This window comes from Collinsella sp. LCP19S3_H3, from assembly GCF_052119145.1.
In the GTDB taxonomy this organism is placed as follows: domain Bacteria; phylum Actinomycetota; class Coriobacteriia; order Coriobacteriales; family Coriobacteriaceae; genus Collinsella.
On record NZ_JBQKFW010000005.1, the window covers coordinates 146,585 to 165,768 of the forward strand.

Sequence of the window (19,184 nt, forward strand, 5' to 3'; positions counted from 1 at the left end):
CATTCGTCATCGCTATGCGGGCATTACAACTTCGGTTCGCTATTCAAACTTACTCGTACAATACCGACTCGGTTTTGTGCGAGCAAACGAATCCCCATCGAACTCCGAACGATTGTTCGATGGATTTCGTGTTGGTTGGAATCGCCCAAGGGCTGGGCTATGCTACCTTGACTATCTATATGACTAAAACGCGGCAAAGGAGCATCGAGAGAGCGAGCATGGCAAAGAACACCGCAAACTATGGTAACGACAGTATTCGTCAGCTCAAGGACGAGGAGCGCGTACGCCTGCGCCCCGCCGTCATCTTTGGCTCGGACGGGCTCGACGGCTGCGCGCATGCCGCCTTCGAGATCCTGTCCAACGCCGTTGACGAGGCGCGCCAGGGCTACGGCAAGCTCATCACCCTTACCGCCTTTCGCGATGGCTCCATTCAGGTAGAGGACAACGGCCGCGGCTGCCCGCTTGACTGGAACCCCTCCGAGAAGCGCTTTAACTGGGAGCTCGTCTTTTGCGAGCTTTACGCCGGCGGTAAGTACAACAACAACCAGGGCGGCGACTACGACTTCTCGCTCGGCACCAACGGCCTGGGCTCGTGCGCAACCCAGTACGCCTCCGAATACATGGACGTCACGGTTTGGCGCGACGGCAACAAGTACTCCCTGCACTTTAAGAAGGGCAAGGTCGTCGGCGCCAAAAAGAAGGCACTCGAGATTGAGCCCAGCGACGAGGACCGCACCGGTACCACTATCAAGTGGCGCCCCGATCTTGAGGTCTTTACCTCCATCAGCATCCCCCACGATTGGTATCGCGAGACCATGCGCCGCCAGGCCGTGGTCAACGCCAACGTGACCTTCCGGCTGCGCATCGAGGGCGACGACGGCGAGTTTTCCGAAGAGGACTTCTGCTATCCCAAGGGCATCGAGGACTACGTGCTCGAAAAGGTCGGTGCCGACTACCTTACCGAGCCCTTCTTTATCGAGGCCGACCGTCGCGGTCGCGATCGCGAGGATCTGCCCGATTACAACGTAAAAATCACTGCTTGCATGTGCTTCTCGCGCACTTTCACGATGCAGGAGTACTACCACAACTCCTCCTGGCTCGAGAACGGTGGCTCACCCGAAAAGGCGGCCCGCAGTGCCCTCACCAGCGCCATCGATGCCTACATTAAGCAACAGGGCAAATACAACAAAAACGAGAGCGGCATTAAGTGGCAGGACGTCCAGGACTGCCTGGTGCTGGTGACCAACTGCTTCTCCACCCAAACGTCCTACGAAAACCAGACTAAGAAGGCCATCAACAACCGCTTTATCCAGCAGGCCATGACGGCATTCTTTAAGGAGCGCCTCTCGACCTACTTGATCGAGAACAAAGATGCCGCCAACAAGATCATGGAGCAGGTGCTCATCAACAAGCGCTCGCGCGAGAATGCCGAGAAGACGCGCCAGAGCATCAAGACCAACCTGCAGCAGAAGACCGACATGGCCAACCGCGTGCAGAAATTCATCGACTGCCGCTCCAAGGACAAGAGCCGCCGCGAGATCTACATCGTAGAGGGCGACTCGGCAGCAGGCGCCATTCGCACCTCGCGCGATGCCGAGTTCCAGGGCGTTATGCCCGTCCGCGGCAAGATCCTCAACTGCCTAAAGGAGGACTATCCGCGCATCTTTAAGTCCGACATCATCATGGACCTCATGCGCGTGCTGGGCTGCGGCGTGGAGATCAAGGACAAGCGCATCAAGAACCTCGGTGCCTTCGACCTGGACAACCTCAACTGGAACAAGGTCATCATCTGTACGGACGCCGACGTCGACGGTTATCACATTCGTACGCTCGTGCTCACCATGCTCTATCGCCTGGTGCCCACGCTTATCGACGAAGGCTACGTGTATATCGCCGAGTCGCCGCTCTACGAGATCAACTGCAAAGAAAAGACCTACTTTGCCTACACCGAGCTCGAGAAGAACGGCATTCTTAAGGAGATCGGCGACCAGAAGTGCTCCATCAACCGCTCCAAGGGTCTTGGTGAGAACGACCCGGACATGATGTGGCTCACCACCATGAACCCCGAGACGCGTCGTCTGATCAAGGTGGAGTCCGAAGACGTCACCAAGATGGAGACCATGTTCAACCTTCTGCTGGGCAGCGACGAGGCGGGCCGCAAGCGCCATATCTCGGAGCACGGCAAGGAATACCTGGACCAGCTGGACCTGCAGTAGCAGCAAATCGATAACGACGGCCCATAAGAAGTTCAAGAGGAAATCGTGGCAAAGAAGAAGACGAAGAACCAGCCAAAGAAAAAGCAGGTCAACGCCGAGAACGTCATCGGCCTGCACTCCGAGGTCACCAATCAGCCGATCACGCAGACGCTCGAGGTCAACTACATGCCCTACGCCATGAGCGTCAACGTCTCGCGTGCGTTCCCCGAGATCGACGGTTTTAAGCCCTCGCACCGCAAGCTGCTCTACACCATGTACAAGATGGGCTTGCTCAAAGGTGAGCGCCAGAAGAGCGCCAACATCGTGGGTCAAACCATGAAGCTCAACCCGCACGGCGACGCCGCAATCTACGAGACGATGGTGCGCTTGGCCACTGGCAACGAGGCGCTGCTCGCGCCGTTCGTTGAGTCGAAGGGCAACTTTGGCAAGTACTATTCGGGCGACCTGAGCTACGCCGCCTCGCGTTACACCGAGGCCAAGCTCTCCCCCATCAGTGCCGAGATCTTCAAAGACATCGACAAGGACCCGGTCGACTTTGTCGACAGCTACGACGGTGCCATGAAGGAGCCGCGCCTGTTGCCCACCACGTTCCCCAACATCCTTGTGTCGGCCAACAAGGGCATCGGTGTCGCCATGGCGTCTGACATCTGCGGCTTCAACCTCAACGAGGTCTGCACCGCCACCATGCACTACCTGCAGGATCCCAACTGCGATCTGCTCGAGTACATGCCCATGCCCGACTTCTCGACCGGTGGTGAGATTATCTACCGCCGCGAGGAGATGGAAAAGATTATCGAGACCGGCCTTGGCAGCTTCCAGATCCGCTCCCGCTGGCGCTGGATTCCCGAAGAGCGCATTATCGAGGTCTACGAGATCCCCTACACCACCAAGACCGATGTCATCATCGATCGCATCGTCAAGCTCTCCAAAGAGGGCAAGGTCAAGGAGATCGCTGACATCCGCGACGAGACTGACCTCTCGGGCCTGCGTATCGCCATCGATCTTAAGCGCGGTGTCGACCCCGACAAGCTCATGGCCAAGCTCTATCGCTCGACTACGCTGCAGGATTCGTTCTCATGCAACTTTAACGTGCTGGTCGATGGCTATCCCCGCGTTATGGGCGTACGCCAGATCCTGCACGAGTGGGTCAAGTGGCGTATTGAGTCCACGCGTCGCCGCATTAACTTTGATTTGGGCAAAAAGTCCGAGCGCCTGCACCTGCTGCACGGTCTTGAGGCGATCTTGCTCGACATCGACAAGGCGATCGCCATCATCCGTGGCACCAAGCTCGAGGCCGAGGTCGTGCCCAACCTTATGAAGGGTTTCGACATCGACGAGACCCAGGCCGAGTTTGTTGCCGAGCTTAAGCTCCGCAACATCAACGAGGAGTACATCCTCAACCGCACCAAAGACATCGCTAAGCTCGAGGGTGAGATTGCCGAGCTAGAGGAAATCCTCTCCAGCGAAGAGAACATCAAGAAGGTCATCAGCGACGAGCTGGCTGCGGTCAACAAGAAGTACGTGATGCCGCGCCGCACGGGCAGGATTGAGCCCCATGAGGTTATCGAGGTAAGCCTGGAGCCCGAGGTCGAGGAGTACCCGGTGACCATCATGCTCTCGCGCGATGGCTACCTTAAGAAGATGACGGACCGCGTACTCAAGAAGGCTGCGACGCTCAAATACAAAGACGGCGACAAACCCTTTATCGAGTTCCCGTCCTCCAACACCCACGAGCTGCTGGTCTTTACCAACAAGAGCCAGGTGTACAAGTGCAAGGTTGCGGCGTTTGAGGACACCAAGTCGGCCCAGCTGGGCTCGTACCTGCCCACCGACCTCGAGATGGAACCCGACGAGAGCGTCATCTGGGTCATCGACCCCGAGGACTACAAGGCCGACGTGCTGTTCGTCTTTGAGAACGGTCGCGTGGTGCGCGTCGCGCTTTCTGGATACGTTACCAAGACCAACCGCAAGCGTCTCAAGAACGCCATCTACGGCGGCAGCAAGTTGCTGTATGCCCAGGTGCTCAAGGAGGATCGCGACATCGCGCTGGTCTCGAGCGACTACCGCTTGATGAACTTCAACACGTCGCTGCTCAAGACCAAGACGACCACCAACACGCAGGGCGTCCAGGCCTTTACCGCCAAGAAGGGTCGCTCGGTCACCACCGTCGGCACGACCGAGGAAATCCTTGGCGCCGGCGTCTCGGCCGAGAAGTTCACTGCGCAGAGCCTCCCCTCCGCCGGTGCCCTCATGAAAGAAAACGACATGCCGAGTTTGTTTGACTAGGACGACGGCAGAGCCGCCATAAACTCTCAAAACAGTGGGGCCCGGAGCGCAGTAAATGCCGCGCTCCGGGCCCCATGCATTACAGCAGCATCATCCCTATAGACAAAATGTCGCATAAAGAGGAACAGACATAAGCCCATCATTCATTCCAAAGGGCACGGCGGACAGCCTTTAGAGGTTCGATATCGACGAAAACGCCCGCTTTGAAACTCAAGTGCCTTTTCGTGTGCGAGCCGCCAGCTGCAATAGGAAGCGAATCAACGCAGGCGCCTTTCAAGCAGTTTGCAAAACTGCAGGTCGCAGGCCTTCATTGCTAGTAGGGGAAATGAGTAGTCTCAGGTGGCTTGCCCATGAGTTAGCGAGCAGGTTGGGGCTTTGTTGTTGGCGCAATCACTTCGTGCGCACTCGAAAGGTCTGTTTAACAAAAGACTAATCGGATGCGACTGGCCGCCCATACGGCGACGACGTTTCCCGTGCGAGCACAAACGGCCCTGCGTGCCCTATCGAGCGATATCCCCGTATGACGCTCAGAACTCCTGCTCGCCGAGCAGTCACCTCGCGAGATCCAGCACGAGAACGCCCTCCCGGGTATAAGGCCCGCGCCTCGTGCGGGCGATGAGGACCTTCGTGAATGCATCCCTGATGGACAGAAGCGACGAGAGCCCCTTCTCGAGCATCGACTCAGAGCTAACGACGTCTCTTGCTTAAACTCTCCTTCGCGGTTTCGAAACTCAAGGTCTTTTAAAGTTTCGAAACCGAGAAGACGATATGCGCAAGGGCGCGTCGGGTGGTAAGCCCCAACCATGTCATGTCGCCAGCGATGAAGGGCACGTCTGCGCGTGCTACAATCCAACTACCAGAGATAAAAACACAGTCCCCGTCGGGTAGTCGTGGGCGTGCGGGGGTCCGCATCAGTAACCTGCCTCCTTGGTTGTCCCTTCTCTGCATGGTCATCTACATAAAGGAGGAACCAACCATGCAGATCAGTGTGTCGTCCACCCTGACCGTATATCACGACGGCCAATTCTGGGTCGGGCTGACGGAGCATGTCGAGGACGGCAGATACGGCGTCGCCCGCATCGTCTTCGGCGCGGAGCCGTCCGATGAGGAGATCCTGCAATTCGTTGTCGGCAAATGGGAGAAGCTCTCGTTCTTCGGCGACAAGGCCACTGAGACAAGCAAGCCCGCGAAGAACCCCAAGCGGCGCGCTCGCGAGGCAGCGAAAGCCCTTAAACGGCCCGCGGTGAGCACCAAGGCACAACAGGCGCTCGCGGCACAGCGGGAAGCGATGAAGCGGGAGTCGGCTCAAGCAAGAAGTCAGCGTCGCGCGGATGAGGCGGAGGCGCGCTTCGAGCAGCGGAAGTTGAAGCGCAAGCAGAAGCATCGTGGGCATTGATTGCCATTTGCAGCAAGGCATTCCAGCTTTCCAATGCGTCCAACGCTGACCTTGTAACCCCGCACGCGAGCGTAGCGATAGACGATGTTCTCGAGGACAGGCCCGTAGTTGATGCGGTTGTCTGTATTGAGGACGAAGTAGAAGCTCAGGTCTGCCAGGTAGTACTTCTGCTCACCCCTTAGCGATTTTCGCGACTTAAGGTCAAAGCGGGCACACTTGCTGACGACCTCCGCGTCCTCGAAGGTTTGGAGGTATCGCGCAAGCGTCTCGCGTTTGATTTTCACGCCCCGCTTGCTCTCGAGGTCGGACTGGATGTTACTAAGCGACATGGTGGCGCCGCAGTTGTTGATGACGTATTCGCGCACCTGGTTGAACACGGAGACGTTCTTGATCTTCACGTGCCTACGGACGTCCTTTTCGAAGATCTCTTGGATTACCGCCGTGACGTAAGCGCGCTTGTCGGCGAGCCCGGGGTAATCCATCGCTTTCGGGAAGCCCCCTTCGAGGATGTAGGCATCGAATTCCGCGACCGGGTTCGGGCTCACGGGCAGTCCCAAGAAGCGCTTCATCTGGCAATACTCGCCAAAGTCCAGCGTCTGCATCTCGAATTCGATGTAGCACCCGGTTAGCTTCGTAGCCAGTTCGCCCGAGAGCAGGTAGGAGTTCGACCCGGTGATGAAGATGGAGAAGCCACCTTCGGTGCGGAACCCGTTAAGCACGTCCTCGAAACCCTCGACGTTTTGCACCTCGTCGATGAAGAGGCACTTCGTCCCCGAGACAGCGAGCAGGGGCCCGATGAGGGCCCCGGGGCGCACCTTGAACCTCTTCCTGCCCTATGCGTCGAGCGCATCGGCGACGCCGCGCGCATTTTGGAGGCCCAGAACGAGGTCCTCTACGCTGAGGAGTGGAAGTTATCAGAGATTCCTGTAGTCGGAACCATGCAGGCCGACTGAGGGGCGGTCGCGATTCACCCTTTCACGTGCTTCAACGCCTCCTGCGCTTTATGTGGCCGTGAGATAATGAGTGGCGAAAAGGAGTGCGAGCATCTGCGGGCTATTATGCGAGGTGTCGGCGGTATCGCAAGCGGAATCGCCGACGGTTCTTTCATGCCTCAACTAGAAAGAGTCAGATCCGCGAGTAACCGCAGGCAAACCGAGAAAGGCGGGATGAATGAACGACAAGGATCTCGGCCTGCCAAGGCCGAAGAAATACGAGGGTGAGCAGTTCACTGTCGAAGATTACAAGACGGAAGAATACGCGGAGGCGCGGACGCTCGAGGAGGCCATCGCTATCCGGGGTGCTAAGGCGTTCCTCAGGGATGTGACTCCGGACGATTTCCTGGACGACGCTCCGCTGGGCGTCAAGAAGATCGGAATAGCGGACCTTTGGTCCGAATCCACCTGGGAGGAAGGCGAAACCGAGCGCGACGTGGACCTCGAGAGGTCGGCGGCCTCTCTCAAGGAGGGCGACCTTCTCGAGGTGCGTCCGTGCTCGGAGGACATCAGCGAATGGGGCTACAGGTTCCACCTGGCCGATGGATCCACAGTTCCCTACGAGCCCTACCACGATTACGACGACCAGCTATTCCAGAAAGCTCTCGAAAACCTTAACGGCGGCGAATGGCTCGCATGCCGCGTCAGAGAAGTATCCTGCTTCGGAGAAGACGGCATCGAAGACGATCCCGAGTTCTGCTGGCGAGTCTACTCATGCAAGGTCACGGTGTGTCGCGGCGGCTCGACGAGGGCGTAGCCCAGGTTAGCGCCGAGGCATCCCGAAGAGATCGTCTGGGCCCTTTCTTGCGCGTTGCGCGCTTTCCGGACAGTGGCACCTCGCCGAACCCGTTGAAGATCTCCATGACCAGGGCGAGCTGCCTTTGGAGGTCCGCATCAAGCTCATCGGCGTCGCACACGGCGAGGAGCCGCTCCGAAAGCCCTTTCATGGAATCGCGCAGCACCCGCTGCGTCCGCGCAACCGGCTGTTCCATCTTGGACCTCCTGTCTATTCGTACGAATATGCACGCTGATAATCCCGAGAATAATCGTACGTATCCGTACTTCAATAGAATCGCGTACAAACTCGTACACTGATAGAATGACGCCAATTAAATACGCATGAGGGCAAGTGCACATACGCAGCAGGAAACCAAAGAACGGAGGGGCCGGTGCGTGGATTCGATAATGACGTGTTCAGCTTCAGCATAGGCGGGTTTTTTCAGGGGCACTCCTCCTTTGAGATCAGCAAAGACGGAGAGGCTTACTCTTTCCGCCACAGCCAGTCGCATCTTTTGGAGCAGGGAGAGAACCAGGGGATATTGGACAAGACGCAAGTCGATGCGCTCATGGCATTCCTCTGCGATCTTGGCACCGACGATTGGTTCACCTACTACGATTCACCGGTGCTCGACGGCGAACAATGGAGCCTCTTCGATGGGCACGGCTCGCACGGGGGCTCTAATGCATATCCCAAAGGTTTCGAAAAGCTATTGAAGTATTTGGCAGACGAATTCGGCTGCGAGGAGATGAGACCGGAGACCGGAGAAACCTACGATGGCCCGACCGAGACGGAAGGCCTCGCGATGCTGGCTTTTTACAATCTGCCGAGTGCCGAAGGGGTCGGCCAAGGGCTCGAAGACGGTAAGGCTGACGGCGATCACAAGAAGTGGCCGCAAGCCATAAGGGATGCAAAGCGCGATTTTCTGCATGATGTATACGCCTTCGCGGAAGCATATCCCGAATACAAGTGCTATGGCGATATTCTGGCGCAGCATGGGTTGGAACTCGATATCGAACAGATCGTAGACCAGGACGTTTCCAAAGCAGATGCGAAGCTAGTCGTGGCCTCGATGATTGCAATCGCGAGATCCGATCGCTGGTGCGAGTGCGACGATTTCGGAAGATGCGTCGAGAACGGCACTTTCGCGCTTTGGACAAAAAGACTTCGCGAGCTTTTGTAAAGGCTCACAGAAGGCTTGGATTTGTCCCCAATCCCCTACGGTAGATAATGCGGGCCCATGGCGTCCGTAGGTAACAAGTAGCCACTGTAGGCAGCTGCACCATCCTGGTTTAACCGCTCATTCATAAAGTTTGGCACAATCGTGTGCACAGATCCCTCCATGCACATTCGTGCCGTCAATGGAATCGCGTACATTTGCGTACGCTGATAAAATGACGCCAATGAATCTACAGGAGGGCACATGGCGACAGGCGACAACATTCGGCGGCACCGCAAGGCGAAGGGGCTGACGCAGGCCCAGCTCGCCGATGCTGTGGGGCTCACCGAGGGCGCGATCAGGCACTACGAGAGCGGCATACGCGCGGTGAAGTCCGAATTGCTGGAGGAGATCGCGAAGGAGCTCGAGGTCTCCGTAGGCGCGCTCAAGGACTACGGAGTCGAGACGTCACGCGACCTCATGGCCCTGCTGCTGCAGCTGGAAGAGAGCTACGGCCTCGTGCCCAGCGAGGACGGCATGGGCCTGGCGGTCGACCCCAAGGCGCCGTATGCCCCAAAGCTCTCGCAGTCAATCAAGTCCAGGGCGAAAAAGCGCAAAGAGCTCGAGCACGGCGAAGTCGACGAGACCGCTTACGCCGACTGGAAGGCCTCTTTCTGACATTTCCTCAGGTAAATTAATGCTTTCTTGCGAACAGCCTCCTGTTTTTTCGGAGGCTGTTCCATTATTCCCGTATGAAATCGGCGCCCAGGAAGAACCGTTAGGGGAATAATTGCATGCTCGAATACGGCAAGGTTCGCGGCGTCATTCGACGGCATTCGGGGTTACCGAACCTGCGGAAACCGATTATCGCGTTTTATTATTCCCGTTTGCTGACCTGGGCAAATGCAATTGACGAGGGCTTGTATCTACTTCCTCAAAGAATGCCTTCAGCTTTCCAAACGGAATGATGTCCATCTGATCGTAAAGGTCGGTGTGGCTGGCACCGGGGATAATGAGCAATTCCTTGTTGTCCCCGGTCAGCTTGCCGTACGCGGCTTCGCTGAAATAGCGGGAGTGCGCCTTCTCGCCATGCACCAGCAATACAGCAGAGCGGATTTCGCTGCTATATTGCAAAATCGGCATATTCAAAAACGACAGCGAGGACGTCACATTCCAGCCGCCGTTGGAGTTCAAGCTGCGGGGATGGTAGCCTCGCGGAGTCTTGTAGTAGGCGTAATAGTCCGCCACAAACTGCGGCGCGTCCTCCGGCAGCGGATCGGCCACGCCGCCCGCCAGCGCATAGCTGCCGTTTTTATAGTCCTCGGTGCGCTGCGCGTTCAGCGCTTTCCGCTTTTCAAAGCGCGCCTGCTCGGAATCCTCGGCGTCAAAATAGCCGTTTGCGGTCACGCGGGTCATGTCGTACATGGTCATAGCCGCGGCAGCTTTGATACGGGTGTCGATGGCCGCCGCATTGACTGCCATGCCGCCCCATCCGCAGATACCGATGATGCCGATGCGCTCCGGATCGACGCTTTCCTGCACAGAAAGGAAGTCCACCGCTGCGCAGAAGTCCTCTGTGTTGATGTCCGGCGATGCTACATAGCGAGGCGTGCCGCCGCTCTCGCCGGTATAGGACGGGTCGAAAGCGATTGCGAAAAAGCCCAGCTCCGCCATCTTCTGCGCGTACAGACCGGAGGACTGCTCCTTCACCGCGCCAAACGGACCGCTGACGGCTATAGCGGGCAGCTTGCCTTCCGCGTTCTTCGGCACGTAGACGTCGGCAGCCAGCGCGATGCCGTATCGGTTGTGGAAGGTCGCCTTGCTGTGTTCAACCTTGTCGTTTTTGGGGAAGACCTTGTCCCATTCCTGCGTCAGTTTCAGCTGCTCCATGCCTAAGCCTCCTTGTCGGTCGCTTTAAGGTATTGCTCGTCGTCCACAGGCTCCAGCCATTCGCTAGAGGCCTCCTCGCCCGGAACCTCCACCGCGAGATGGGAGAACCAGCTGTCGGACGCGGCTCCGTGCCAGTGCTTTACGCCCGCGGGAATATTTACCACGTCGCCAGGGCGCAGCTCCTGTGCCGGTTTGCCCCATTCCTGGTAACGCCCTCGACCGGCCACGCAGACGAGGATCTGTCCCCCACCGCTCTTGGCGTGATGGATGTGCCAGTTGTTGCGGCAGCCGGGCTCGAACGTCACGTTGTAGACGCCGACCTGCTCGGTGGAAAGGGGCGCGAGGTAGCTTTGTCCGATAAAGTACTTCGCAAATGCGTCGTTGGGGGCACCGACGGGAAAGGCCATCTCGTTTTGATGCCTAGCTCTTGCGTCGGCGGCATCGCTATCCGCCCAGACCTCCTTCGCCATGCGGAAGGCCGCCCACGCCTTGGGCCATCCCGCGTAAAACGCCGCGTGCGTAAGGATTTCCGTTATCTCCGCCCTGGTCACCCCGTTGTTCTTTGCGGACATCAGATGATATTGGAACGAAGAGTCCGTCAGTCCCTGCGCCATCAGGGCCACCACCGTCACCACGCTGCGGTCTCGAAGGGAGAGCCCGTCTTCTCGGCTCCACACCTCGCCGAACAGTACGTCGTCATTGAGCTGTGCAAATTTGGGGGCAAAGCCCCCCAGGGCATCTCTGCCCGCTGTCTGCTTAATCGTCATGTTTGATTCCTCCTGTCGATGGTTTTGAGTGCAAAACTGCTTCCGCGCAGTTGAGCCGCGCCTAGACTCCCATGCCCATTCGGCGCGCTTGCTCAAGTGCGGGATGTCCGGCGATTTCGCCCACGCCGTTCACGCCGCCGGCGAAAACCGTTCCGGCAAGCGTGCGCCTTTGGCGAAAGCATCCGCCAGCGTCTCGGAATTGTCATTCTTTCGAGGACTTGAAGAGACCATCAAAACCGTTTTGCTCATTACGGAATACCCCTTGAACTCGCGATTCATATTGACGAGAATGAAGGTAATACCTAAACCTGACTTTAGGTCAAGGAATGAATTCGAGATTTGTCCGGAGGGACCATGCACACAATCGGACAGGTAGCGGAGATGTTCGGTCTGCCCGTTTCCACGCTGCGGTATTACGACAAGCAGGGATTGTTCCCAGGGCTGGAGCGGGCGTCCGGCATTCGCCGATTCGGCGATACGGAACTCGAGGAGCTTCGAGTCATCGAATGCCTGAAGAAGGCGGGGATGGAGATCAAGGACATCCGGCTGTTCATGGAATGGTGCGCGGAGGGCCCATCGACATATCCCAAGCGCAAGGCCATGTTCGAGGAGCGAAAGGCCCACATGGAGTCGGAGATCGAGGAGATGCACCGCGCGCTGGACATGTTGAAGTTCAAATGCTGGTACTACGAGCAGGCGATTCAGGATGGCGGCGAGCATAGGGTGAAAGCGCTGATTCCCGACAATTTGCCAGAGGAGATCAAAGGTGCCTACGAGAACGCCCACGCTCGATAATGCCATCTGCCTGAAATGGTCCGCGGTCAAGCAACGTGATCGAGGGAGGGGTGAACAGCGTCCCCGCCGACACCTCGTCGCGGTGTCGTCGCACCTCACCGTCGTCGACGCGCCGCGGGCCGTGCGCCTCCACCGCTGGGACCCCGATGAGGTCCTGCCGTTGCGCTTGGCCCGACCGCCGCAGTAAGGGCAATAGCCGGCCTTCATGGACACCTCCTCCGAAAGGGTATTTAACGGTTCCGGAAAAGGTTATCTACCTGCGGTAACGATAGGCAACCGGACACACATTCTGTCCGAGCGGTTAAAAGCGGGCACGGAATTTAAACGGCTGAAAAAGGGGCATCGGCCTGCGCCGATACCCCCAACGTGGACACACATTATGTCATATAAGCCCTAGACTACGCCATGAACCCATTCAGGCGCTTTTGTTCCTTTGCAGCAAGTGCGATGGAAACCAGGCCGGTAATGGCATCGGCTGCAACCAAGGCAATCCAAACGCCCTGCGCACCCATCATACCGCCAAGCAAGTACATGAGCGGCACGGAACAAATCACGTAACGGAGCAGGCCGCAGAACGTAGCGACGCCGACCTTTTCGACCGCCTGATAGTATATGGACATGGTCATCGCAAGGTACCCAAGCGCGACGGCCAGGACTACGATACGTGTAGCGCTGGCAGCGACCTCGACAAGTGCCGGGTCGGAACCCGCGAAGAACGCACAGACCGGCGTTGCAGCCGCCCACAGGACAGCAGTGACCATAAGCAGCACACCAATCTGATACTTGAGTGTGCAGGAGAGCGTCTCCTTGAGTCGAGCCCAGGCCTTGGCGCCGGCATTGAAAGCAGCGATGGGCTGCAGACCATAGGAGAAGCACTGGGCGACCATCATGGTGATGTAGAGAATGTAGCCGTTGATTACGCCGAAGGCAGCGATGTAGAGCGAACCCATGTCACCGCCAAGCGTGCCGAGCAGCGAGTTGGCAACGGTATTGAAGACAAATGTCGCACCCTGGACCAGGAAGAACGGGAAGCCGATCTTAACGATCTGCCCGCAGATACCCATGTCGAGTTTGAGATCGACCAGGTTGATCTGGAGCTGAGACTTCTTGCCACCAACATACCAGAAGATGCCGATGGCCCAGATACCAATGGACAGGCCATAGTACACGCCGGCACCCATGACGCCGAGCTTGAGTACGAAAGTCGAGAGCGCAAGCCAGCAAATGGCAACGATGGCAGATACGGTCATGAGATTTGCCGAGACCTGGACCTTCTCATCGACGCGCATAACGGCGGTGACCATCTGGCCGATGACTGTGAGCGGCAATAGCACGGCGAACGTGCGCACGCCGGCGACCGTGTCAGCCATGATATCGGGCGTTGCGCCAAAGAATGCACAGATGGGCTCGGTGAGGGCTGCCATCACGACGGCGAGCAGGACCGAAACAATCGTCGTGAGCCAGAAACCCTGGCTAAATGCCTTACTCGCCCCCTTGATGTCGCCGGCGCCGAGCAGGTTGCCCACGACGGCCGGTACGCCCGTACCGAAGAGGTTGCCGAAGGCCAGATTGATGTACTCGACAGACATGATGATCGAGACGCAAGCAAGACCGTGAGAGCCCAGGCCCCAGCCCATCACGAGACCCTCGAGCACGACCATAATGATCTGCGCGAGCATGCCCTGACCGGTCACAATTGTGTAGCGGCGCACGAGTTCTGGAATCGGCTTTGAGGCGAGCTCGTGCTCCTCCCCAACGACAGCGGCTGTTTCTTCTGCCATGGTTCTCCCCTTTCCTTGAGAGATTGAAAGACTGTGGGGCTACTTCTCGTAGACGACCTTACCGGCGACCACCGTAAGCTCAGCTGTGGCGCCGAGAACGTCTGCCGGCTCGCAGGTAAAGAGATTGCGGTCGAGTACGCAGATGTCGGCTTGCTTGCCGCAGGCGAGTGTGCCGATGCGGTCCTCAGCATGCATAGCATAGGCGCCGCCGTAGGTGTATGCGCGCAGGGCCTCGGCCATAGTGATTCGCTCCTCAGGGAACCAACCCTCAGGATTAGATCCATCCTCGAGCATACGATAGACCGCTCCATAGACTTCCTCCATAGGCTCAAGCCCCACGACCGGGAAGTCGGAGCCCAGATGCACGCAGGCACCGCTCGCAAGCAAGCTATGAATTGGCCACGAGAGCGCCGCGCGCTCGGGACCAACGGCGTCGTCCTTTGCCAAGTCGGCCATATCAAGCAGCATATGCCATGGCTGCATAGCCGGACAAACGCCGAGTTCCGCATAGCGCGGCAAATCCTCAGGTTGAACAGTCTCGTTGTGCTCCATGGAGTGACGACAGCCCATAAGACCGTAACGCTTCTCACCCTCCTCGAAGCAGTCGAGGATAAAGCGTACGGAACGATCGCCTATGGCATGGATGCGCGTGTCGACACCCCACTCAAGCGCTTTAAGGATGGCTTTGCGCACGCGCTCTGGTTCCTCAGCCGGCTCGCCACAGGTCTCGGGAGCATTAGCATAGGGCTCGAGCATCCAAGCAGTATGATCGGAGCACACGCCGTCAATGAACTGCTTAAAGCCATGCCACTCGACTTGCGTGCCCGGGAAGTCGTATTTCGCCCGAATCTCCTCGAGCGTCATGGTCTCGTTCTCAAAAAGGTCTGTGTACATGAACACGCGCAACGGATGTTCGCCCTTGCGGTTGAGTTCCGCGAGGAATTTATAGGGGTTATCCATGCTCACAAAAGTGGGGTTAACCATGCCGACTGTCGTAATACCGAGAGCGTTGGCGCGATGCGCGGTCTTTGCTAAGGAAGCACTAGCCACCTCGGGGGCAGGATTGTATACCTCATCCATGAAAAGGGCTCCCGCGTTGTTCGAGAAGACCCCAGTGGGGTTGCCAGCTTCATCCCTAAGAATCTTGCCGCCTGATGGGTCTGGCGTTTCAGCAGTAACGCCGATTTTCTCGATTGCGCAGGTGTTGGCACTAAACGTGTGCATGTCAACCTGCTGCAAAAAGACCGGACGGTCCGAAATGTACTCATCGATCATTGCCGCCGTAGGCATCTCGGGCACGTCCCACTGGAACTGGATAACCTGACAGCCCACGATCCACTCGTTGTTCGGGTGGTCTTCGGCAAACGCCTGCACGCGTTCCATACACTGCTCGAAGCTTGTGCAATCGATGAGATTGACGGAGAAATCGGGATCGGACAAAAAGGCGCCCTGGACATAGTGAGTGTGCGAATCGATGATGCCAGGCATGACGAGCTTATCGCCATAGTCGCGCACCTCGGTATCGGACCCGATAAAAGCGTCGAGGTACTTATCTTCGCCGCACGCAACAATTCTGTCACCCGCGATAGCAACGCCGCCCTTGAACGGTGCCAGCCCGTCACCAGTGAACACAGCATTACTTTTGATGACTAAATCCGCTTTGTCCATATGAGCCTCCTCAGACGTTACAGGACAATGGATAAGCGCCACAATACGTCGCGCCCAATCGGTGAGGGAGCATTTGCCGCCCCCCGTGACACGTGCCTACAGGCAGTTGGGCGTCTGTCCAGCGCCCTACGCCCCGCGTCAACACCCATTGACGCACCTCCAGCACAAGCTGACAAGATGGAGCCGAGCGAACGGACGGATTAAGCAGGTTTACACGTCTGAACAGGTATTTTATTGTCTAAGTTTATTGTCGCTTCTTTACGCCGAGCGGTCTGCGATACACCATCAGCCGGACCGCTCCAGCCTCACGAGCGCCAGAATGCCTCAATCAAGTCGTCACGCGCCTTGACTTCGCTCTTTACATAGATGCGATGCAGGTGAGCCTTGACGGTACCCGGACTAATCACAAGTTCATTAGCAATCTTTTGGACATCGAGTCCACGCAATACGAGTGTAAGCACTTCCTGTTCGCGCTTTGAAAGCCCATACTCGTCCGAGAATATCACAACTCGCGAGACAAGGTCCTCCCGTGCATCACGGCGCTCTGTCGCTACCTCTTCATCGGCACGAGGATGACGCGAGAACGCACGTAAGATATGGCTGAACTGTTTAAATAGCTGAACGGCTGCAGCCACAAACAATAAATTCTCTGAGATATTCCGCTCGCTCAGATACCATAAAAAGGCGCTCACCATCACGTTGTCAACGTCAGGCGTGCAGAATAGGATCATATAGGTATCCTCGATAACCACCATCACGGTAAGCACGCAGGCTATGCGAAAGAACGTCCGAGAGCGCTCAAGATCGAGCCGCTCAGCTCTATTCTCCGTCTTGCGATAGCGGGCGTAAGCATATACCAAGCAGAATGCCATTCCCAAATCGCGCGCAAGCCAAAAAAGATATTGCTGAATCTGGCCCGCAAAGCCAGTACGAGGCACCAGAGCAAGCTGAAGCACGGCGATCGGTACGACATATGCGGCAACTCGCTTAACGGTCACCTCGTCGTGCAAGCGAAACATTACCCAAAGCCATACGCACGCAAGAATCGCCACGCCCAGCGCACAGCGCAGCAACGGGTGTTGAAGCGGCTCATTAAACGTCACCGTATAGTCATATTTGAGCCGGTTGTACTCATCAAAGAAGATCACCGACATATCGATGATATAGAGAAGGAAACCCGCGGCCGCCGCCAAACAATCGCGTCGACGAGTCATGAGCCATATTACGAGCGCAGTTGATGCCGTCACCAATCCAACGCCCATGACAAGAATCGTGTAGATAAAAAATGCGAAGCTCATACGACCCTCATTCCCCGCACAACCCACTTGATTCCATAATACGGTTGTGGTAAAAAAATCCAACGAATGCCAAGATCGAAAGGAAATACCATGGTGCCAATTGCACCGTTCAAGATTATTGTCGCGCCTGCCGCCAAGGCCATCGCCAAAATCGGTTCAACCATGACCTACGATAACGTTCTTTGCATCGTTGATGAGCGCAACGACAGCTGCCCTTACCTGGGACACGTCCCCTACTTTGCGCCTAAGCTCACCTCTTCACTCGACCAGCGCAACCATTAGCATAACCTTCACGATTGCCGTAGTAATCCTCGCAACAATTTATTAACTTGGAAGCAGCCCCGGTTTTAGCCCCGTGCCGGTGGGCCAAGCCCCTCACGGTTAGCGTTTTCTATACACGCCAACGCCGGGATTATCGACGCTGCGGCCGCGGCGCGATATGAGGCGTGAGACCTCGCCCAACAGCACACCGATTACCACGCCCACGAGAATCGGCAACTTTGCCATCTCGGCGGGTGAGCTGTTGAGCGGCACAATCGTGGCGACAATCGAAAGCACAAGCTCCACCACGGGAATCGCAAGTGCCACCGCGAGCACCTTGCCCTCGAAGGGCGCGCGGAACACGCGCGGGCGATCGTCGTATCTGCGCAGGCGCCAAAACGCCGGGAACATCGGAATATAGCTCATAAGCAGGAAGACGACGTTCATCGAGAAGAAAACCCAAAAGACGTCGGAGCCCTCGCCCAGCGGAATCTGAAGCAGTAGTACCAGGCTGGCAAAACAACCGTTAATGAGTGCCGAGCCATTGGGCATGCCGGTCCTCTTGGACACCAGCGCAAAGGGACGCGGCATATTGCCGTGACGCGCGGCATAGCTCGCCACGTTGTTGACGCCAAAGCTCCAGCAGATCATGTTGGCGAACAGCGTCACCAAAAAGGCCGCGCCCACGACCATCGTCAGCGGATGGCTGCGCCCCAACATGGCGGCGACCGCGTCCACAATGCCCGAATCGAGCGAAAGCCGCTCGGTGGGAACCGCGGCCCCGATGCCGATGCCGCAGATAATGTAGATTGCCGCAATGGCGACGCCACCGGCGATAACCGCCTTGGGGATATCACGCGACGGGTTTTTCATCGTGCTGGCAAAGGTCGCGACCACTTCGAAGCCCATAAAGTTGAACAGGATGATCGATAGGTACGTCAACGAATCGGTGTCGCCCAAATCTGGAATGAAGGTCTTAGACGACATGTCGTTGGCAAAGCCGTTATCGCAGGCAAACCAGATGCCGACGATTCCCACCACGGCGGTAATGAGCACCTTGATGACGGCACCGCCGTCCATGACCCAATCGGCCTCGGCCACCGGGTGCATCGCCATGACCGTGACGCCCCACACGAAGGCAAGCTCGATGGCAATCCGGGCCCCGAGCGAAAATTCGATGCCCCATACCGCATTGATGACACTGGGGAACATACAGGCGATACTGGCAACCCACAGCGGGAAGTTGACCCAGTAGCACCAGGAGCAGCAGGCGCCCCAACGGTCGCCCAAGCCCAGGCGAACCCAATCGTACAGGCCGCCCTCGGAATCGAACGCCGTACCGAGCTCGGCCACCACCAGGCCATAGGGAAGCAAAAACGTGATGATGAGGAAGGCCCACCAGAAGAACTGCACGTTACCCATGGCGGATGCCGGAGCGGCCGCCTCGATGGTAAATACGACGCATATAACCGAGAGGATGACCTCGAACAGGGAGAACTTTTTACCTGCCATGGCACGCTCCCCCTACAGCAAAAAAGATGGCATCTGCACCGAAGGCGCAGCCCAAGGCAGGGTTGCGGGCCGCGTCACCGGTGCAGGTGCCATCCCAAGGAGAAGAAGGGATGCAATTGTTGGACCAACGCTCGCGGAACAGGCGCATGTAGATGACGATACGCTGGTACATGGACACTCCGATCAAGACGGCCGCGTATACGACCGGGAACTTTCGGCAATTGGACACGCGCCTGACCTGGGATATCCAAGCGAACAATTGGCCTAACCCGCAATAGGTCCCAGGCCAGGCGGGTATCCAATCGAAGGGGAGGGGCGCTCCGGTGCGGAGGCAGCGGAGCGCCCGGGGAAAGCCCGGCCGGCCGGCCAGGCGGCCCCGTTCGCC

At 57.5% G+C, this 19,184-nt stretch carries 18 protein-coding genes and 1 pseudogene; 9 read left to right on the plus strand and 10 right to left on the minus strand.

Translation table 11 applies throughout. The annotated features are described in order from the left end of the window. Positions 1-218: 218 nt before the first annotated feature. The 3 genes from ACTQZF_RS04300 to ACTQZF_RS04310 all read left to right on the plus strand — a co-directional run bounded on the left by ACTQZF_RS04300 (position 219) and on the right by ACTQZF_RS04310 (position 5,898). A complete protein-coding gene (locus ACTQZF_RS04300; RefSeq protein WP_441554633.1) occupies positions 219-2,216 on the plus strand; it encodes a DNA gyrase/topoisomerase IV subunit B in 1,998 nt (665 codons plus the stop codon). A 45-nt stretch (positions 2,217-2,261) separates the two neighbouring features. After that, a complete protein-coding gene (locus ACTQZF_RS04305; protein WP_441016473.1) occupies positions 2,262-4,502 on the plus strand; it encodes a DNA gyrase subunit A in 2,241 nt (746 codons plus the stop codon). A gap of 976 nt (positions 4,503-5,478) precedes the next feature. Beyond that, the gene (locus tag ACTQZF_RS04310; RefSeq protein WP_441554634.1) at positions 5,479-5,898 is read left to right on the plus strand and encodes a YjdF family protein; all 420 of its coding nucleotides are present in this window, start codon (positions 5,479-5,481) and stop codon (positions 5,896-5,898) included. Here ACTQZF_RS04310 and ACTQZF_RS04315 read toward each other — a convergent pair. After that, a complete protein-coding gene (locus tag ACTQZF_RS04315; protein WP_441554635.1) occupies positions 5,820-6,644 on the minus strand; it encodes an ATP-binding protein in 825 nt (274 codons plus the stop codon). The genes ACTQZF_RS04310 and ACTQZF_RS04315 overlap by 79 nt on opposite strands. On the opposite strand from ACTQZF_RS04315, the gene ACTQZF_RS04320 reads away from it, so the two are divergent. Beyond that, positions 6,639-6,851: a hypothetical protein gene (locus tag ACTQZF_RS04320; RefSeq protein ID WP_441554636.1), complete on the plus strand. Its 213-nt coding sequence runs from the start codon at positions 6,639-6,641 to the stop codon at positions 6,849-6,851. The two genes, ACTQZF_RS04315 and ACTQZF_RS04320, sit on opposite strands and share 6 nt — an antisense overlap. Before the next feature lie 217 nt (positions 6,852-7,068). Further along, complete coding sequence (locus ACTQZF_RS04325) at positions 7,069-7,647, plus strand: hypothetical protein (protein ID WP_441554637.1); 579 nt, start codon at positions 7,069-7,071, stop codon at positions 7,645-7,647. Here the strand turns inward: ACTQZF_RS04325 and ACTQZF_RS04330 are convergent. Then, positions 7,613-7,882 carry a hypothetical protein gene (locus tag ACTQZF_RS04330; protein ID WP_427729255.1) on the minus strand — a complete coding sequence of 90 codons (270 nt, stop codon included), beginning with the start codon at positions 7,880-7,882 and terminating at the stop codon, positions 7,613-7,615. The two genes, ACTQZF_RS04325 and ACTQZF_RS04330, sit on opposite strands and share 35 nt — an antisense overlap. A gap of 177 nt (positions 7,883-8,059) precedes the next feature. Here ACTQZF_RS04330 and ACTQZF_RS04335 point away from each other — a divergent pair, with 177 nt between their 5' ends. Together ACTQZF_RS04335 and ACTQZF_RS04340 are read left to right on the plus strand one after the other, a co-directional pair. Further along, complete coding sequence (locus ACTQZF_RS04335) at positions 8,060-8,851, plus strand: hypothetical protein (RefSeq protein ID WP_441554638.1); 792 nt, start codon at positions 8,060-8,062, stop codon at positions 8,849-8,851. A gap of 240 nt (positions 8,852-9,091) precedes the next feature. Then, positions 9,092-9,505, plus strand: a complete 414-nt coding sequence (locus ACTQZF_RS04340; RefSeq protein WP_441554639.1) for a helix-turn-helix domain-containing protein — start codon at positions 9,092-9,094, stop codon at positions 9,503-9,505. 186 nt (positions 9,506-9,691) lie between these two features. Here the strand turns inward: ACTQZF_RS04340 and ACTQZF_RS04345 are convergent, their stop codons facing one another. Next, a complete protein-coding gene (locus ACTQZF_RS04345) occupies positions 9,692-10,717 on the minus strand; it encodes an alpha/beta hydrolase (protein WP_441554640.1) in 1,026 nt (341 codons plus the stop codon). Positions 10,718-10,719: 2 nt separating this feature from the next. After that, the gene (locus ACTQZF_RS04350; protein ID WP_441554641.1) at positions 10,720-11,484 is read right to left on the minus strand and encodes a carboxymuconolactone decarboxylase family protein; all 765 of its coding nucleotides are present in this window, start codon (positions 11,482-11,484) and stop codon (positions 10,720-10,722) included. A gap of 354 nt (positions 11,485-11,838) precedes the next feature. Between ACTQZF_RS04350 and ACTQZF_RS04355 the strand changes: the two genes are divergently transcribed. Continuing rightward, positions 11,839-12,279, plus strand: a complete 441-nt coding sequence (locus tag ACTQZF_RS04355) for a MerR family transcriptional regulator (RefSeq protein ID WP_441554642.1) — start codon at positions 11,839-11,841, stop codon at positions 12,277-12,279. Between the two features lie 84 nt (positions 12,280-12,363). Here ACTQZF_RS04355 and ACTQZF_RS04360 read toward each other — a convergent pair. From ACTQZF_RS04360 to ACTQZF_RS04375, 4 genes and pseudogenes are all read right to left on the minus strand, one after another. Continuing rightward, positions 12,364-12,486, minus strand: a pseudogene (locus ACTQZF_RS04360) (transposase-like zinc-binding domain-containing protein); the annotation flags it as partial. Positions 12,487-12,677: 191 nt separating this feature from the next. After that, entirely contained in the window at positions 12,678-14,060 is a 1,383-nt protein-coding gene (locus ACTQZF_RS04365; protein WP_441554643.1) for an MATE family efflux transporter, read from the minus strand. A gap of 39 nt (positions 14,061-14,099) precedes the next feature. After that, positions 14,100-15,728: an amidohydrolase gene (locus ACTQZF_RS04370; protein WP_441554644.1), complete on the minus strand. Its 1,629-nt coding sequence runs from the start codon at positions 15,726-15,728 to the stop codon at positions 14,100-14,102. A 305-nt stretch (positions 15,729-16,033) separates the two neighbouring features. Continuing rightward, positions 16,034-17,026, minus strand: a complete 993-nt coding sequence (locus ACTQZF_RS04375) for a helix-turn-helix transcriptional regulator (RefSeq protein WP_441554645.1) — start codon at positions 17,024-17,026, stop codon at positions 16,034-16,036. Positions 17,027-17,116: 90 nt separating this feature from the next. On the opposite strand from ACTQZF_RS04375, the gene ACTQZF_RS04380 reads away from it, so the two are divergent. Continuing rightward, positions 17,117-17,308, plus strand: a complete 192-nt coding sequence (locus tag ACTQZF_RS04380; RefSeq protein WP_441554646.1) for a hypothetical protein — start codon at positions 17,117-17,119, stop codon at positions 17,306-17,308. Positions 17,309-17,407: 99 nt separating this feature from the next. On the opposite strand, the gene ACTQZF_RS04385 is transcribed toward ACTQZF_RS04380, so the two are convergent. Both ACTQZF_RS04385 and ACTQZF_RS04390 read right to left on the minus strand, forming a co-directional pair. Continuing rightward, on the minus strand, positions 17,408-18,799 hold the full coding sequence (locus ACTQZF_RS04385; protein ID WP_441554647.1) for an APC family permease: 1,392 nt from the start codon (positions 18,797-18,799) through the stop codon (positions 17,408-17,410). Further along, positions 18,789-19,028, minus strand: coding sequence for a hypothetical protein (locus ACTQZF_RS04390; protein WP_441554648.1), 240 nt, complete (start codon positions 19,026-19,028; stop codon positions 18,789-18,791). Before ACTQZF_RS04390 ends, ACTQZF_RS04385 begins: the two co-directional genes overlap by 11 nt. Positions 19,029-19,184 lie beyond the last annotated feature (156 nt).